This is a genomic window from Pseudescherichia sp., assembly GCF_031979925.1.
Lineage (GTDB): Bacteria > Pseudomonadota > Gammaproteobacteria > Enterobacterales > Enterobacteriaceae > Pseudescherichia.
The window spans coordinates 12,537-30,249 of the sequence record NZ_DALZFB010000014.1 but is presented as its reverse complement, the minus strand read 5'-3'; the positions used below and the strand labels follow the sequence as shown (position 1 = coordinate 30,249).

At 58.4% G+C, this 17,713-nt stretch carries 12 protein-coding genes; 7 read left to right on the top strand and 5 right to left on the bottom strand.

All coding sequences use genetic code 11. The features are described 5' to 3' along the window. Window positions 1-105: 105 nt before the first annotated feature. A complete protein-coding gene (gene priA, locus RTM13_RS18270) occupies window positions 106-2,301 on the bottom strand; it encodes a primosomal protein N' (protein ID WP_312213937.1) in 2,196 nt (731 codons plus the stop codon). A 205-nt stretch (window positions 2,302-2,506) separates the two neighbouring features. Here priA and rpmE point away from each other — a divergent pair, with 205 nt between their 5' ends. After that, window positions 2,507-2,719, top strand: a complete 213-nt coding sequence (gene rpmE, locus RTM13_RS18265) for a 50S ribosomal protein L31 (protein ID WP_103821663.1) — start codon at window positions 2,507-2,509, stop codon at window positions 2,717-2,719. A gap of 73 nt (window positions 2,720-2,792) precedes the next feature. Here rpmE and RTM13_RS18260 read toward each other — a convergent pair whose 3' ends face one another. After that, on the bottom strand, window positions 2,793-3,665 hold the full coding sequence (locus RTM13_RS18260; RefSeq protein WP_312213934.1) for an ABC transporter six-transmembrane domain-containing protein: 873 nt from the start codon (window positions 3,663-3,665) through the stop codon (window positions 2,793-2,795). Between the two features lie 89 nt (window positions 3,666-3,754). On the opposite strand from RTM13_RS18260, the gene RTM13_RS18255 reads away from it, so the two are divergent. Continuing rightward, on the top strand, window positions 3,755-4,339 hold the full coding sequence (locus RTM13_RS18255) for a TetR/AcrR family transcriptional regulator (protein WP_312213932.1): 585 nt from the start codon (window positions 3,755-3,757) through the stop codon (window positions 4,337-4,339). 90 nt (window positions 4,340-4,429) lie between these two features. On the opposite strand, the gene metJ is transcribed toward RTM13_RS18255, so the two are convergent. Next, window positions 4,430-4,747: a met regulon transcriptional regulator MetJ gene (gene metJ, locus RTM13_RS18250; protein ID WP_007369220.1), complete on the bottom strand. Its 318-nt coding sequence runs from the start codon at window positions 4,745-4,747 to the stop codon at window positions 4,430-4,432. Between the two features lie 275 nt (window positions 4,748-5,022). Between metJ and metB the strand changes: the two genes are divergently transcribed. The 5 genes from metB to RTM13_RS18225 all read left to right on the top strand — a co-directional run bounded on the left by metB (window position 5,023) and on the right by RTM13_RS18225 (window position 12,759). Then, the gene (gene metB, locus RTM13_RS18245) at window positions 5,023-6,183 is read left to right on the top strand and encodes a cystathionine gamma-synthase (protein ID WP_042394627.1); all 1,161 of its coding nucleotides are present in this window, start codon (window positions 5,023-5,025) and stop codon (window positions 6,181-6,183) included. 2 nt (window positions 6,184-6,185) lie between these two features. Beyond that, entirely contained in the window at window positions 6,186-8,618 is a 2,433-nt protein-coding gene (locus RTM13_RS18240; RefSeq protein WP_312213929.1) for a bifunctional aspartate kinase/homoserine dehydrogenase II, read from the top strand. Between the two features lie 201 nt (window positions 8,619-8,819). After that, window positions 8,820-9,710 carry a methylenetetrahydrofolate reductase gene (gene metF / locus RTM13_RS18235; RefSeq protein ID WP_312213927.1) on the top strand — a complete coding sequence of 297 codons (891 nt, stop codon included), beginning with the start codon at window positions 8,820-8,822 and terminating at the stop codon, window positions 9,708-9,710. 189 nt (window positions 9,711-9,899) lie between these two features. Further along, window positions 9,900-12,080, top strand: coding sequence for a catalase/peroxidase HPI (katG, locus tag RTM13_RS18230; protein WP_312213925.1), 2,181 nt, complete (start codon window positions 9,900-9,902; stop codon window positions 12,078-12,080). Between the two features lie 181 nt (window positions 12,081-12,261). Beyond that, window positions 12,262-12,759 (top strand): hypothetical protein, encoded by a 498-nt coding sequence (locus RTM13_RS18225; RefSeq protein WP_312213923.1) that lies wholly within the window; start codon window positions 12,262-12,264, stop codon window positions 12,757-12,759. Between the two features lie 196 nt (window positions 12,760-12,955). On the opposite strand, the gene RTM13_RS18220 is transcribed toward RTM13_RS18225, so the two are convergent. Together RTM13_RS18220 and ppc are read right to left on the bottom strand one after the other, a co-directional pair. Continuing rightward, a complete protein-coding gene (locus RTM13_RS18220) occupies window positions 12,956-14,686 on the bottom strand; it encodes a phosphoethanolamine transferase CptA (protein ID WP_312213921.1) in 1,731 nt (576 codons plus the stop codon). Window positions 14,687-14,825: 139 nt separating this feature from the next. Next, on the bottom strand, window positions 14,826-17,477 hold the full coding sequence (ppc, locus tag RTM13_RS18215) for a phosphoenolpyruvate carboxylase (RefSeq protein WP_312213919.1): 2,652 nt from the start codon (window positions 17,475-17,477) through the stop codon (window positions 14,826-14,828). Between the last annotated feature and the right edge of the window lie 236 nt (window positions 17,478-17,713).

Genomic DNA, 17,713 nt, shown 5'->3' with positions numbered 1-17,713 from the left:
ATTACCCACATTTTTAGCAGATCGTTTATCAGTACGGTTACAGTATTTTCAGGAAAATTGTGATGAAGGCTGAATTTTTCGATCCCACTCGCATCCCTGGCCTCGCTAACCCTCAATGGGATCCACGTCCAGCACCCACTTCACCTTGCGCGCCTCCGGCAGGGTATTAATCAGCGCCAGCGCGCCGCTGACGATATGCTGCAGGCGAATACGCGAGGGGTGCTGAAGCAGCAGCTGCCAGCGGTAGCGGCCGCCGCGCTTCGGGGCGAGAGCGGGCACCGGGCCGAGCAGCCAGAGGTGGCTATCCACCAGCGGGCTGGCCTGCAGCAGATTGCGCAGCTGCTGCAAAAAGAGCGGGGCCTGCTGGTTGTTATGATCTTCCGCGCGGATGATGACGTGGCTGGTCCACGGCGGCAGCTGGAGCGTCTGCCGCTCTGCCAGCGCCTCTTCGGCAAAAGCGTCGTAGCCTTTATAGAGCAGCGTTTGCAGGAGCGGGTGCTCAGGGTGGTGGGTCTGTAAGATCACCTCCCCCTGCTTGCCCGCGCGCCCGGCACGGCCAGAGACCTGGGTATAGAGCTGGGCGAAACGCTCGGCAGCGCGGAAGTCGGCTGAGAACAGCGCCCCGTCAACGTCGAGCAGCGCTACCAGAGTGACGTCCGGGAAGTGGTGTCCCTTCGCCAGCATTTGGGTGCCGATCAGAATCCTTGCGCCGCCGCGATGCACCTCCGCCAGATGCTGCTCCAGCGCCCCTTTGCGGCTGGTGGTATCGCGATCGATGCGCGAAATCGCCACGTTCGGGAAGAGCGGCGTCAAGGCCTGCTCAAGCTGCTCCGTGCCCAGTCCCACCGGGACCATATGCGTGGATCCGCAGGCGGGACACTGGCGCGGCACCGGGCGCTGGCTGTCGCAGTGATGGCAGCGCAGCTGGTGCTGGGCCTGATGCAGGGTATAGTAGTGATCGCAGCGCGGGCACTCGGCTATCCAGCCGCAGTCGTGGCAGAGCAGCGCCGGGGCAAAGCCGCGACGGTTGAGAAACAGGATCACCTGGTTATTGGCCTGCAGGTGCTGGCGCATCCGGCTGATTAATGCCGGGGAGAGGCCCGCCTGCAGCTGCTGGCCCTTGAGATCGAGCACGTGCTGGTTAGCCGGTCGGGCGTTGCCTGCCCGGCGGGTGAGACGCAGCAGGCGGTACTTCTTCTGCCGCACGTTGTGCAGCGTCTCCAGCGCGGGCGTGGCCGAGCCGAGGATAATCGGGATCTGCTCGCTGTGGGCGCGGTAGACCGCCAGATCGCGGGCGTGGTAGCGCCAGCCTTCTTGCTGTTTGTAGGAGCTGTCATGCTCCTCATCGATCACGATGACGCCAAGATTTTTAAACGGCGTGAACAGCGATGAGCGGGTACCGATCACAATCGCCGCCTCGCCGTTCCTGGCTTTTAGCCAGCTGCTCAGGCGCTCGCTGTCGTTCAGTCCCGAGTGTAATACCTCTACCGGGGCGTTAAACCGCTCCCGGAAGCGGGCGATGGTTTGCGGCGTCAGGCCGATCTCCGGCACCATCACCAGCGCCTGCTTGCCCTGGGCAAGAACGTTCTCCAGCACGCTCAGGTAGACCTCGGTCTTTCCGGAGCCGGTCACGCCCGCCAGCAGCCAGGCGGAGAAGGTGTTGGCCTCGCTGTGGATCGCCCCCACGGCGGTTGCCTGCTCGGTGTTGAGCCGCAGGCGCTCACCGCTCACGGCATAGCCTTCGCGCCAGTCGCGGGGGACGGGCGCTTCGCTGCTCAGCTCGCACAGCCCTTTACTGCGCAGCGCCTGTAGCGCCGCGTCGTTAAATTCGAGCTCGGCCACCTGATGCCGCCAGATCTTCCCCTGGCGCAGGGCGGAGAGCGCCTGCTGCTGCTTTGGCGAACGCTTCAGGCTATTGATATCCACCGCCTGGCCCTGTTCAGTAGCGAACCAGTACCAGAGCGGCGCGGCGCTGGCGGGCTTCCCCTGGCGCAGGAGCACGGGCAGGGCGTGGAACAGTACATCACCCAGCGGATGATGATAATACTCCGCCGCCCACAGCAGCAGTCGCCAGACCGAGGGTGAGAACACCGGCTCATCGTCCAGCACCTCCGCCACGCTCTTCAACTCGGCCAGCGGCAGTTCGCTGCTGTCGCTTACCGAGACCACGATCCCCACCCGCTGCTGCTTGCCGAACGGCACGCGCACGCGGCAGCCCACACGGGCAGACAGATCGGCGGGCAGCAGATAGTCAAAGGTGCGGGGCAGCGGAACGGGCAGGGCAACGTGAGCAACGGGCATTTTTTTATCCATGCACTTGAAACTGGCGGGATAGTATACACATTGTGAGAGAGCAGATGCGGATCTGTTTGCATAGGGCGGTTAATTTCTGTATGATTCGCCGCCTTTGGTGTTGCATTCCGCCGCCAAAGCTTAATCAATCATCTCGCGTGGTGTCCGGCGTTAGGGCTGGAAGAGCGACGCGGCCTTAACTGAGGTTTCTTCCATGAAAAAAGGTATTCACCCGAATTACGTTGAAATTACTGCAAACTGCTCTTGCGGTAATGTGATCAAAACCCGCTCTACTGTGGGTCACGATCTGAACCTGGACGTGTGCGCCAAATGCCACCCGTTCTACACTGGCAAGCAGCGTGATGTTGCTACCGGTGGCCGTGTTGACCGCTTCAACAAGCGCTTCAGCATCCCAGGCAGCAAGTAATATTTCGCTGCTTAGAAAAAACCGCCTCCGGGCGGTTTTTTTGTGCCTGAATTCTGGCTATTCTGCCAATGGATCAAACCAGCCCCGTGTTAACCCGCTTCCCAATATCGCTAAGCTTCGAGTACTTCTCAAGCAGCTGCGGCGCATCGTCCAGGCTCATCACGAACATCCACAGGTAGGTCATTACCGAGTAGATGTGGCCCGCTTCTAGATGCTGTCTATGGGTTAGCATCGTAATCGCCATGCCAAACAGCACCGCGCTGCCGATACCGATAGCAAGGTAGCCCCACGCTTCCCGGTCGGAAAGACGAATGCGTAGCCGGGCCATCAGCAGGTAGTGGCGCGTTAGCGTTTGCTCCTTCGCCACCCCGACAAACCCCACCTCTTTTTCCAGACGGTTATTGAGTCGGAACCAGAGTGCATCGTTCACTTTTACGTAGCGGGGAAGCAGCGCAGCAAACAGCGCCACCATCAGCAGTGCGCCAGCGCCCACCACTGGCTCCAAAGCAAACAGCATCAGCGCCGCACCGACGATAGAGATCGACGAGGTCACCAGCACCGGCATATGGGTCTCAAAGAAATCCACAAACTCGCGGGAAAGCGTCACGCGGGCCGCTACGGTGGAGTGTGCCTGTTGACTACTGCGCTGATGCAGTATGACCGGCACGGCAAGCTGGGCGTAGATGCGCGAGAAGGTGCGCGTATCGACGCTGCGCCGGGCCGCGCCTACCGCCCACATGGCAAGCACGATCAGGGCATAGACCAGCGCCTTATGCAGGTTGCCCGCCATCATGGCGTTGATGGCAAAGCCAGCAAACAGCGGATAGGTGATGAGTAAGATGTTCTCGGCAAGCACAAGGGAAAAGGTCCAGATCAACTTTTTCGCATGGAGAACGGTGAGCTGGCGCAGGGTGCCCCAGGCTGTTGAGGATGATGTTTGCAGCATGGTGTTTCTCGGATAATATAGGAAATAGAGCGATCGCTCTATTTGCGATAAATTTACTTGAGCAGTCGCTCAAAGTCAACAAGGTGAGTATGACCCGACAACCATCTGAACAGCGGCGTGAGGCAATTCTCTCTACGGCTATCGCGCTCTTTCGTAGCAAAGGATTACTGCAAACATCAACCCGGGATCTGACCGAAGCGCTGGGGATCTCACGCAGCCATATCTATCACTACTTCCCTAACTGGCAGGCGCTGTGTCTGGCCGCGCTGGAGCACTATATGCGCCAGGATCTACAGGAGGTGGAAGCGGAGCTTGCTGCAATGCAACCGGAAGCTGCTTTGAAACGGCTCACCGAGTGGGTTTTACCAGATGATGTCGATCCGGACTGGCTGATCTACGCCGATGCCTGGCAAATTGCTGCCCGCGACGAGGCGTACAAGGCGCTGGCGCAGAGAGTCACGGTGGAGTGGAATGGCCTGATCGAACAGGTGATTACACGGGGAGACGAGGCGGGTGTTTTTCATTGCAAAGATGTCGCGCAGGTTACCCGACTGCTTAGCGGAGCCATTAACGGCTATGCCGATATGGTCTCACTTGAACCCAATGAGCGTAGTCGTCAGCAGGCGCTGGCGGATATTGATACCTTAATCAACGTGTTGTTGCAGCCGACATAAGCCCGGCGGCATTCCACTTGCCGGGCTTACGAGAGAGTGTGATTTTGTAGGCCGGGTAAGGCGGCAGCCGCCACCCGGCGTATCATGCTATTAGTATTCCCATGTGTCCGGGTCGATGCCCAGCTCGCGCATGATAACCTTTGCCTCTTCAGGGATTTCGTCGCTGCGCTCTTTGCGCAGGTCTTCATCATTTGGCAAAGGCTGGCCGGTGAACGCATGCAGGAACGCTTCGCACAGCAGCTCGCTGTTCGTGGCGTGACGCAGGTTATTGACCTGACGACGGGTGCGTTCATCGGTGAGGATCTTTAACACCTTCAGAGGAATGGAAACCGTAATTTTTTTTACTTGCTCACTCTTCTTACCGTGCTCAGCGTAGGGGCTGATATATTCGCCGCTCCATTCAGCCATGAGATACCTTAATCCTCTTTCTCATTAATAAATGGCCAAAACCCGACTAAACGCAGGGACTGGGCCGTAATCTCGCGTAGTTTACCGTAGAGACGCCACCGTGACACGGAGTATTGGCTCCGTAGATGTGCGCTAATGCAGATAATTTTAACGGCTATTCCCGGTTTGCTCAATCTATACGCAAAGAAGTTTAGATGTCCAGATGTATTGACGTCTATTGTCACAATGCTATTCTGTGGCCTGATTTTTCATCCATTAAGCCAGGAAGCCTTCACATGACGCGTAAACAGGCCACCATTGCAGTGCGTAGCGGATTGAATGATGACGAGCAGTACGGCTGCGTTGTCCCGCCGATTCATCTCTCCAGCACCTATAATTTCACTGATTTCAACGAGCCGCGCGCTCATGACTACTCCCGCCGCGGCAACCCGACGCGCGATGTTGTCCAGCGTGCACTGGCAGAGCTGGAAGGCGGTGCGGGTGCGGTGCTGACTAATACCGGCATGTCCGCTATCCACTTGGTGACTACGGTCTACCTGAAGCCTGGCGATCTGCTGGTCGCCCCGCACGACTGCTACGGTGGTAGCTACCGTCTGTTTGACAGCCTGGCGAAGCGCGGCTGCTACCGCGTTCTCTTTGTCGATCAGAATGATGAGCAGGCCCTGAAGGCGGCGCTGGCTGAGCAACCGAAGCTGGTGCTGATCGAAAGTCCAAGTAATCCATTGTTGCGCGTCGTGGATATTGCGAAAATCTGTCAGCTGGCTCGTGAAGCGGGCGCGGTGAGCGTGGTGGATAACACCTTCCTCAGCCCGGCGCTGCAAAACCCGCTGGCGCTGGGAGCGGATCTGGTGCTGCACTCCTGCACCAAGTACCTCAACGGTCACTCCGACGTTGTCGCCGGCGTGGTGATTGCCAAAGAGGAAGCCACCGTCACCGAACTGGCATGGTGGGCGAATAATATTGGCGTAACCGGTAGCGCGTTTGATAGCTACCTGTTGCTGCGCGGTCTGCGCACGCTGTCGCCGCGCATGGAAGTGGCCCAGCGTAACGCCCAGGCGATCGTTGAGTTCCTGAAGACGCAGCCGCTGGTGAAGAAGCTCTATCACCCGTCGCTGCCGGAGAATCAGGGCCATGAGATTGCTGCTCGCCAGCAGAAAGGCTTCGGCGCGATGCTGAGCTTCGAGCTGGACGGCGATGAGCAGACGCTGCGTCGTTTTTTAAGCGGTCTGTCGCTGTTTACGCTGGCGGAGTCGCTGGGCGGGGTTGAGAGCCTGATCTCTCACGCGGCCACCATGACGCACGCGGGCATGGCCGCCGAAGCGCGCGCCGCTGCTGGCATCTCAGAGACGCTGCTACGCATCTCGACCGGTATTGAAGATGGTGAAGATTTAATTGCCGATCTGGAAAATGCATTCCGGATCGCAGCCAAGGGGTAAACATGAGTGTGATTGCGCAGGCAGGGGCGAAGGGTCGTCAACTGCATAAGTTTGGTGGTAGTAGTCTGGCGGATGTGAAGTGTTACCTGCGTGTCGCCGGTATCATGGCGGAGTATTCGCAGCCTGGCGATATGATGGTGGTCTCGGCCGCCGGCAGCACCACCAACCAGTTGATCAGCTGGCTGAAGCTCAGCCAGACCGACAGGCTCTCTGCGCATCAGGTTCAACAGGCGCTGCGCCGCTACCAGTCCGAGCTGATCGGTGGCCTGCTGCCGCCGGAGCAGGCGGATGGGCTGATAAGCGAGTTTATCCACGATTTGGAGCGTCTTGCAGGCCTGCTTGACGGCGGTATTACCGATGCGGTCTATGCCGAGGTAGTGGGGCACGGCGAGATCTGGTCCGCACGCCTGATGTCCGCCGTGCTTAATCTGCAAGGGCTGAATGCCGCCTGGCTGGATGCGCGAGAGTTTCTGCGCGCCGAGCGCTCCGCCCAGCCGCAGGTGAACGAAGGCCTCTCTTATCCGCTGCTGCAACAGCTGATGGTGCAGCACCCTGGCAAACGGCTGGTGGTGACCGGCTTTATCTGCCGCAACGATGCGGGCGAAACCGTGCTGCTGGGCCGTAACGGCTCCGACTACTCGGCGACGCAGATTGGCGCCCTGGGCGGCGTCTCCCGCGTGACTATCTGGAGCGACGTGGCCGGGGTCTACAGCGCCGATCCGCGTAAGGTAAAAGATGCCTGCCTGCTGCCGCTGCTGCGTCTGGATGAGGCCAGCGAGCTGGCCCGCCTGGCGGCACCGGTACTCCATGCCCGCACGCTCCAGCCGGTCTCCGGCAGCGATATCGATCTTCAGCTGCGCTGTAGTTACAACCCGGAACAAGGCTCTACCCGCATTGAGCGCGTGCTGGCTTCCGGGACGGGCGCACGCATCGTTACCAGCCATGATGACGTCTGCCTGATTGAGTTTCAGGTGCCGCCGAGCCAGGACTTTAAGCTGGCGCATAAGGAGATCGACCTGATCCTGAAGCGCGCCCAGCTACGTCCGTTAGCGGTAGGCGTGCATACCGACCGCAACCTGCTCCAGCTCTGCTACACCTCGGAAGTGGTTGATAGCGCCCTTAAGCTGCTCGACGAAGCCGGGCTGCCGGGCGAGCTGCGCTTGCGCCAGGGATTAGCGCTGGTGGCGCTGGTTGGCGCGGGGGTATGCCGTAATCCGCTGCACAGCCACCGCTTCTGGCAGCAGCTGAAGGGTCAGCCGGTAGAGTTTATCTGGCAGTCTGACGACAGCATCAGCCTGGTGGCGGTGCTGCGCGTGGGCCCCACCGAAAGCCTGATTCAGGGCCTGCACCAGTCGCTGTTCCGCGCCGAGAAACGCATTGGCCTGGTGCTGTTCGGCAAGGGCAATATCGGTTCACGCTGGCTGGAGCTGTTTGCTCGTGAGCAGAGCGCGCTTTCCGCCCGCACCGGTTTTGAGTTTGTGTTGGCCGGGGTAGTGGACAGCCGCCGCAGCCTGCTGAGCTATGAAGGGCTGGACGCCAGCCGTGCGCTGGCCTTCTTTAATGACGAGGCGGTGGCGCACGAGGATGACTCTCTCTTCCTGTGGATGCGGGCGCACCCCTATGACGATCTGGTGGTGCTGGACGTCACCGCCAGCGAGCAGCTGGCCGATCAGTACCTCGACTTTGCCAGCCACGGTTTCCACGTTATCAGCGCTAACAAGCTGGCCGGAGCGAGCACCAGCGACAAGTATCGCCAGATCCACGATGCCTTCGAGAAAACGGGCCGTCGCTGGCTCTATAACGCCACCGTGGGCGCGGGCCTGCCGGTGAACCACACCGTGCGCGATCTGATCGACAGCGGTGACTCGATTCTCTCTCTCAGCGGCATCTTTTCCGGCACGCTCTCCTGGCTGTTTCTGCAGTTTGACGGCACCGTACCCTTCACTGACCTGGTCGATCAGGCCTGGCAGCAGGGGCTGACCGAGCCGGATCCGCGTGTCGATCTCGCTGGCAAGGACGTGATGCGCAAGCTGGTGATCCTCGCCCGTGAGGCGGGGTATGACATTGAGCCGGATCAGGTGCGCGTTGAATCTCTGGTTCCCGCCGGATGCGAAGAGGGGTCAGTGGATCACTTCTTTGAAAACGGTGACGTGCTGAACGAGCAGATGGTGCAGCGTCTGGAGGCGGCGCGGGAGATGGGCCTGGTGCTGCGCTACGTGGCGCGCTTTGACGCCAACGGGAAAGCGCGCGTCGGCGTAGAGGCGGTGCGTCCCGAGCATCCGCTGGCGGCCCTGCTGCCGTGCGACAACGTCTTTGCCATTGAGAGCCGCTGGTACCGCGACAACCCGCTGGTGATCCGTGGGCCGGGCGCGGGTCGCGACGTCACCGCAGGCGCTATTCAGTCGGACATCAACCGTCTGGCGCAGCTGCTGTAGTTTATGATTAACCCCTCTCTGCCAGGAGAGGGGCTTTCTGCCTGACATGCGCTTTTTTCATCTTCCCTGAATATTCCTCACCAATAACCGCGATATTTCTGTTGACGTTACTCTGCTTTTCCGTCATTTTGGCATCTGGACGTCTAAACGTATAGAAGTTCACACGACAACAACCAAGACACGCGATTGATGAGGTAAGGTATGAGCTTTTTTCACGCCAACCAGCGGGAAGCCCTGAATCAGAGCCTGGCAGAAGTGCAGGGGCAGATTAACGTATCCTTTGAGTTTTTCCCGCCGCGCACCAGTGAAATGGAACAGACCCTCTGGCACTCCATCGATCGCTTAAGCAGCCTGAAGCCGAAGTTTGTCTCGGTGACCTACGGTGCAAACTCCGGCGAGCGCGACCGCACGCACAGCATCATTAAAGGCATCAAAGATCGCACCGGGCTTGAGGCTGCGCCACACCTGACCTGTATCGACGCGACGCGAGACGAACTGCGCGCCATCGCCCAGGACTACTGGAACAACGGTATCCGCCATATTGTGGCCCTGCGCGGCGATCTGCCGCCAAACGGTGGCAAACCGGATATGTACGCTGCCGATCTGGTTGCCCTGCTTAAAGAGGTCGCCGATTTTGATATCTCTGTGGCCGCCTATCCTGAAGTGCATCCGGAGGCAAAAAGCGCCCAGGCGGATCTGCTCAACCTGAAACGTAAAATTGACGCGGGTGCTAACCGAGCGATCACCCAGTTTTTCTTCGACGTTGAGAGCTATCTGCGCTTTCGCGACCGCTGCGCGGCAACCGGCATTGATGTCGAGATCATTCCAGGCATTCTGCCGGTCTCTAACTTCAAGCAGGCGAAGAAGTTTGCCGACATGACTAACGTGCGTATCCCTTCCTGGATGGCGCAGATGTTTAACGGCCTCGATGACGATGCCGAAACCCGCAAGCTGGTAGGGGCAAGCATCGCCATGGACATGGTGAAGATCCTCAGCCGCGAAGGGGTGAAGGACTTCCACTTCTATACCCTGAACCGCGCTGAAATGAGCTACGCTATCTGCCATACGCTGGGGGTACGGCCAGCGCTGTAAAAACCGCTTCGGCGGTTTTTTATTGTCCAATTGATTCGGGTGATGAATACCATTGTCAGCACCCATACCTGCCACTTAATTACTAATAAAAACAGACGGATTTAACTATTAAATCTGTGGATGAATTCAACTATCTCTTATTAAGAGTGGTGTATATCGTAACGGTAACACCATATTGGGAGCAGATAGATGAGCGCATCAGACGATATCCATAACACACTTTCCACAGGCAAATGTCCGTTTCATCAGGGCGGCGCCGATCGCAGCGCCGGGGCGGGGACAACCAGCCGCGACTGGTGGCCGAAACAGCTCCGCGTTGACCTTCTGAGTCAGCACTCAAACCGCTCTAATCCGCTGGGCGAAGACTTTGACTACCGCAACGAGTTCAGCAAACTCGACTACTCCGCGCTAAAAGGCGATCTCAAAGCGCTGCTAACCGATTCACAGCCGTGGTGGCCTGCGGATTGGGGTAGCTACGTTGGCCTGTTTATTCGTATGGCATGGCACAGCGCGGGGACCTACCGCTCTATCGACGGTCGCGGCGGCGCAGGCCGGGGCCAGCAGCGTTTTGCCCCCCTCAACTCCTGGCCAGATAACGTTAGCCTGGACAAGGCCCGTCGCCTGCTGTGGCCGATTAAGCAGAAGTATGGTCAGAAAATTTCCTGGGCCGACCTCTTTATCCTCGCCGGTAACGTAGCATTAGAAAACTCCGGTTTCCGCACCTTTGGTTTCGGTGCCGGGCGTGAAGACGTCTGGGAGCCGGATCTGGACGTTAACTGGGGCGACGAAAAAACCTGGCTGAAGCATCGCCACCCTGAAGCGCTGGCAAAAGCGCCGCTGGGCGCAACCGAGATGGGTCTGATCTACGTTAACCCGGAAGGTCCGGACCATAGCGGCGAGCCGATCTCTGCCGCTGCCGCTATTCGTGCCACCTTCGGCAATATGGGGATGAACGACGAAGAGACCGTAGCGCTAATCGCAGGCGGCCACACGCTGGGTAAAACCCACGGCGCGGCGGCGGCTACGCACGTCGACGTCGACCCCGAGGCTGCGCCTATTGAAGCGCAGGGCCTGGGCTGGAGCAGCAGCTACGGCAGCGGCAGCGGGGCGGATGCCATCACCTCCGGGCTGGAAGTCGTCTGGTCACAGACGCCGACCCAGTGGAGCAACTACTTCTTTGAGAACCTGTTCAAGTACGAATGGGTACAGACCCGTAGCCCGGCAGGGGCGATCCAGTTCGAAGCAGTGGATGCCCCGGAAATTATTCCCGATCCCTTCGACCCGGCGAAAAAGCGTAAGCCAACCATGCTGGTAACCGATTTGACGCTGCGTTTCGATCCGGAGTTCGAGAAGATCTCCCGCCGTTTCCTGAACGATCCGCAAGCTTTCAATGAAGCCTTTGCCCGGGCCTGGTTCAAGCTGACGCACCGTGATATGGGACCAAAAGCGCGCTACATCGGCCCGGAAGTGCCAAAAGAAGATTTGATCTGGCAGGACCCGCTGCCGCAGGCGATTTTTAACCCTTCACAGGAAGATATTACCAGCCTGAAGGCTGAAATTGCCGCCTCCGGACTCTCCGTAAGCGAGCTGGTGTCGGTTGCCTGGGCTTCAGCCTCTACTTTCCGCGGTGGCGATAAGCGCGGCGGTGCGAATGGCGCACGTCTGGCGCTGGCTCCACAGCGTGAGTGGGAAGTCAACGCGACGGCAGCCCGTGTCCTGCCGGTACTGGAGGCCATTCAGCGCACGGCAAACAAGGCGTCGCTGGCGGATATTATCGTTCTGGCCGGGGTGGTCGGCGTTGAGCTGGCGGTGAAGGAGGCGGGCGTTGCCATTGACGTGCCGTTCTCACCGGGCCGCGTGGATGCACGTCAGGATCAGACCGATATCGACATGTTCGAGCTGATGAACCCGATTGCCGACGGTTTCCGTAACTACCGCACGGCGCTCGACACCTCGACCACGGAGTCGCTGCTGATTGATAAAGCGCAGCAGCTGACGCTGACCGCGCCGGAGTTGACGGCGCTGGTGGGCGGCCTGCGCGTGCTGGGGGCTAACTTCGACGGCAGCCAGCACGGCGTCTTTACCCAGCGCGTGGGCGTCCTCAGCAATGACTTCTTTATTAATCTGCTGGATATGCGTACCGAGTGGCAGGCGACCGATGATAGCTCTGAGTTGTTTGAGGGGCGCGATCGCCTGAGCGGCGAGGTGAAACATACTGCCACGCGTGCCGACCTGGTGTTTGGTTCTAACTCCATTCTGCGGGCGCTAGCGGAAGTGTATGCCAGCAACGACGGCCATGAGAAGTTCGTGAAGGATTTTGTCGCCGCATGGGTGAAGGTGATGAATCTCGACCGCTTCGATCTGCGCTAAACGCTAGATATGAAAATCCCCGCAAAAGCGGGGATTTTTTTGCCCGGCGGCGCTACGCTGGCACGGGCCTACAAAGAATTACTCCTCAATGAATGCCTTCCCCTCACCTTATTGCGCTAAATCTAAAAGAAAGACGCCTTAGACTCTTAAAATACAAGCATCATTTTCGATGGAGAGATCTATGGCGAAGGGAGAAGACGCCTTGCAGGATGCGATCGGATTTTATACTCAGCAGATCTACCGCATCGCTAGTGCTGGTAAAAAAATCGTTCAGGAGGAATGGGATCGTCCGCTATTTACCTATCTGCTGACAAGAAAGCAATTTAATCAACTTAATGTTATCTGCAAGGTAAATGGATGGCCGCACCAGACATGCCAGGGTATCACGATCTACCCTCGTCACATCCAGCACATCCTAACGTCGCGCGCTGGAGATGGGCTGAACTGGGTACAGGTGGCAGAGTTAATTAGCGCATCTTTTTGCACGTGCAGCGAGATCGCTCTCAACAAAGACCGAAACATGCAGAGCGTGATGTTAAACGCTTCCAAAAGGCTGTCGAGCATTAAGGGGCAGGCGTACTACGGAATGGCGATTCTGCAGGTTTCTGAAAATGATTTGGCCCCGGTAACTGCGTATCATGCAACCGAGGCCAAGATCAAAGCTATTAAGAAAAAATAGCATGTAATAAATGGAGGTACGCCACCCTGGACGACTCTCCGCAACTCAATGCGAATAAATCCCTTGTCCAGCGTTCTCCTCATCGGTCCGCCTTTCGGCGGTCTGCATGGCATCGGCGATTTTCCATGCGTCACTCATTACAGTATCCAGTGTATTGTACAATACAGCTCGATTCAACCACTGGTTGTGTGCCTTTTTAATTACTCTGCTGTACGTCTAATGGCAGAGCATCATAGTCGTGCAGGGCGTTTTTCTTATACGGATTACCAATCCAGCGGGTGGCCTGTACAAACTGCGGGCTGGCGATCGACCGGGTGGGGTCAAAGCCGTCGTAGCGCAGCCCTGCCAGATCGGACCAGGTGTGGATCAGCTGCGAGCTGCTGTACTTACGGTCAACGTCGGCGGCCAGGTCGCGCGGGTGCGCCTCCTGCCAGGACGGTGATGTCCACAGAATAAACGGGATAGTGTACATATGCCGCGTCGGGGCCTCTTCATTACGCCCCTGAATGTTATGCGGTGGCGTGTCGTAGACCTCTTCCCCATGATCGGAGAAGTAGAGCAGGAAGCCGTTGGGATCGGTGGCTTTGTAGTCGTCGATCAGGCTGGCCAGCACGTGGTCATTGAAGCGGTTAGCGTTGTCGTAGTCGTTATACGATGCCAGCTGCTCCGGGCTTAGGCCTGCCGGTGCACCCTCGGTTTTGCCATCAAAAGTGTTCCACTGTTCCGGATAGCGGTACGCGTATTTGATATGCGTACCCAGCAGATGCACGATGATGAACTTCTTCGGTGCAGGATCGGCCAGTACCTTCTTAAACGGATCCAGCACGTTGGTGTCGTACTCGCGCGCGCTCTGGGTGCGCTGCTGGTTCATATAGAACTGCTTGTCCGTCTGCTGTGAGAACATCGTCAGCATGGTGTTACGTTCGGTCATGGTCTGCTGGTTGGTGATCCAGAACGTCTTGTACCCGGCCTGCTTCATCATGTTCATCAGCGATGGTTTGGTCAGGTAGAGATCCGGGTTTTTCTCGTCGGCAAAGGTCAGCGCCTGCTGCAAAATTTCAATGGTGTAGGGGCGCGACGTCACCACGTGGTTAAAGACCGTCAGGTTTTTGTCGGTTTTATGCATCTTGTCCAGCTCCGGCGTGGTCTCACGCGGGTAGCCGTAGAGGCTCATGTGGTTACGTTGCGTTGACTCGCCAATCACCAGCACCAGCGTACGCGGCGCACTGCCGGAGCTGTCCTGCAGGTTCGCCAGCGGCGGCAGGGCGCTGTTGCTGCTTAACAGCCTGGTCAGGCTCGCCAGCTGGTGGCGATATTCAACGTAGCCCGAGACAAACTGCCACGGGGCGGCAGGCTCAAGACGGCCCGAGAGGCTGATCAACGCGCGTTTGACGCTCTTCTTCTGAACCAGCACCTTATGCGCGATCGGATTAACGATCAGCCCATAGAGGATGGCAATGCAGACCAGCCAGCGCCATGGCGTTGGAACCGTGACCGGGCGCAGGCGTGTCCACAGGAAGATAGCCACCGCCGTATAGCCCAGCGCCACCAGCACCAGCTTCAGGCTAAAGTACTGGCTCAGGAACTCGCTGGCCTCGCTGGCGTTGGACTCAAACATGACGTACAGAACGCTCTGAGAGAACTCCTGGCCGTAAATAACGTAATAGCCCAGCGCAGCAAGCGAAGGAAGCCACAGGAGCACGCCGATGACGGCCGCCGTTATGCGGATCTGCCGCGGAAAGAGCAGCAGCGGAATAAGCCATAGGGAGCTAAAGAGCAGGGAGTCACGCAGGCCAGTGGTGCCGCTATAACCAGTGATAATAATGGCTACCTGCAGGACGGAAGAGAAGTAACAGACGTAAAGCAAGGCCCAAAGCAGGGCCGTCCAGCTAAAAGAGGCCTTCGCCGGAGAGGATGTGGAGAGCATAACAGAACGTGCCTTATCAAAGTCGCTGGGGTAGCGCGCAGAGATTAAGTAGCGTTGCTTAAGTTAACCTTAACGTGACGGGGATAACAAAATAGCCGCCTCCCCCACTCGATTGCAGGGGAAGCGGAGAGGGCAGGCGTTAACCGGTGTTACGCATACCGGCCGCAACGCCGGCGATGGTCACCATCAGCGCCTGCTCTACGCGCGGATCCGGCTCTTTGCCTTCCTCTTCTGCCTGGCGCGAGCGGTGCAGCAGCTCGGCCTGTAGCACGTTGAGCGGATCGGTGTAGATGTTACGCAGCTGGATCGACTCGGCAATCCACGGCAGATCGGCCATCAGATGCGAGTCGTTGGCGATGGCCAGCACCGCCTTGATGTCCTCTTCCAGCAGCTGGCGCAGCTCGCTACCCAGCGGCCATAGCTCCGGTTTAACCAGGCGGCGGTCGTAGTAGTCGGCCAGCCAGAGGTCGGCTTTGGCAAAGACCATCTCCAGCATCCCCAAACGCGTGGAGAAGAACGGCCAGTCGCGACACATGGTCTCCAGATCGCTCTGTTTACCCTCTTTCATCACCTTTTGCAGCGCCGCACCCGCACCTAGCCAGGCTGGCAGCATCAGGCGATTCTGCGTCCAGGCGAAGATCCACGGAATAGCGCGTAAAGATTCAACGCCGCCGGTGGCACGGCGCTTCGCCGGACGCGAGCCGAGCGGCAGCTTGCCCAGCTCCTGCTCCGGCGTGGCGGAACGGAAGTAGGGAACGAAATCTTCATTTTCACGTACGTAGCCGCGATACATCTCACAGGAGATATCCGACAGCTCGGCCATGATGTGACGCCACTCCTCTTTTGGCTCCGGCGGCGGCAGCAGGTTGGCTTCCAGAATGGCGCTGGTGTAGAGCGACAGGCTGCTGACGGTGATTTCCGGCAGACCGTACTTGAAGCGGATCATCTCGCCCTGTTCCGTTACGCGCAGGCCACCTTTCAGGCTGCCCGGCGGCTGAGAGAGCAGCGCCGCGTGGGCCGGTGCGCCGCCGCGGCCGATGGAGCCGCCGCGACCGTGGAACAGCGTCAGCTCAATACCCGCTTTTTCACAGGTCTTGATCAACGCATCCTGCGCCTGGTACTGCGCCCAGGAGGCAGCCATCACGCCCGCGTCTTTCGCCGAGTCGGAATAGCCGATCATCACCATCTGCTTGCCCTGAATAAAGCCGCGATACCAGTCGATATTCAGCAGCTGGGTCATCACGTCGTTGGCGTTATTCAGGTCGTCGAGAGTTTCGAACAGCGGCGCAACCGGCAGAGCAAAGGTAATTCCGGCCTCTTTCAGCAGCAGATGCACGGCCAGCACGTCGGACGGAGTTTTCGCCATCGAGATGACATAGGCGGCGACTGAGCCTTGCGGCGCATCCACAATCGCTTTACAGGTGTTGAGCACTTCGCGGGTTTCGTTGCTTGGCTCCCAGCTGCGCGGCAGTAGCGGACGCTTAGAGTTCAGTTCGCGGATCAGGAATGCCTGCTTGTCGGCTTCAGACCAGCTTTCGTAGTCGCCAATGCCAAGATAGCGGGTCAGCTCGCCCAGCGCTTCGGTATGGCGGGTGCTCTCCTGACGGACGTCGATACGCACCAGCGGCACGCCAAAGCACTTCACGCGACGCAGGGTGTCCAGCAGCTCGCCGTTGGCGATAATGCCCATCCCGCAGGCCTGCAGTGATTTATAGCAGGCGTAGAGCGGCTCCCACAGCTGCTCGTTCTGGCTGATCAGGCCGGCTGGTTTCGGCAGGCGCTGGCCTTTCAGGCGCGCTTCCAGCCAGGTCTGGGTCGCCATCAGCTGACCGCGCAGGCCCTTCATCAGGTAGCGGTACGGCTCGCTTGCGCCCGCTTCGCCAACCAGCTCGCTCAGCTCATCGGTACACTCCACCATCGACAGCTCGGAGATAAGCACCTGAATATCTTTCAGGAACAGATCGGTGGCTTTCCAACGGCTCAGCAGCAGCACGTGGCGGGTGATCTCTGCGGTGACGTTCGGGTTGCCGTCGCGGTCACCGCCCATCCAGGAGGTAAAGCGCACCGGGACAAAATCCACCGGCAGCTTATAGCCGAGGTTCTCGTCCAGCTGCTCATTCAGCTCGCGCAGGTAGTTCGGCACGCCTTCCCAGAGGCTGTTTTCCACTACCGCAAAGCCCCACTTGGCTTCGTCAACCGGGCTGGGGCGATGCTTGCGGATCTCATCGGTATGCCAGGACTGGGCAATCAGCTGGCGCAGGCGGCGCATCAGCTGGTTGCGTTCATAATCGACGATCTCTTTGTTATCCAGCTGCTTGAGGCAGCTATTGACCTCGACCATCTTGTGGATCAGCGTTCGGCGGGTGATCTCTGTCGGGTGCGCGGTTAGCACCAGCTCCAGCGACAGCGACTCTACCGCTTTTTTAATGGTGGCTTCATTGAGATCGGGCTGATCCTTCAGCTTTCTGAGGGTGCGGGCAATTACTTCCGGGTTACTGGCCGCTTCGCCCTGCGGCGAAATGCTATGGTACTGCTCGGCAGTATTTGCCAGATTCAGAAACTGGCTAAAGGCGCGAGCCACCGGCAGCAGTTCGTCATTCGACAGATTTTGCAGCGTGGTGAGCAGCTCCTGGCGGTTAGCTTCGTTGCCAGCGCGTGAGGATTTAGACAGCTTACGGATCGTTTCGACGCGATCGAGAATGTTCTCTCCCAGCGCTTCTTTGATGGTCTCTCCCAGCAGCTTGCCGAGCATACTGACATTACTACGCAAAGCGGAATATTGTTCGTTCATGTTAACCCAGACACCCCATCTCAATTTTAAATGTCCTGTATCTGAAATCTGCCGGACATTTTTCTCAGTTGTTCTTTATAAAGCCACGTAAAACCCCGTGCGTCAATTGCGGCGAAATCGGTTCAGCAAACGAATAAACGTGCGTAATTTACGAAATTTAATTCGCTTTGAAGCAAATAAGTAGAACTTATGTTAACTGCGACTTTCGTACCCCCTCCCGCAGGAGAGGGTCGTGG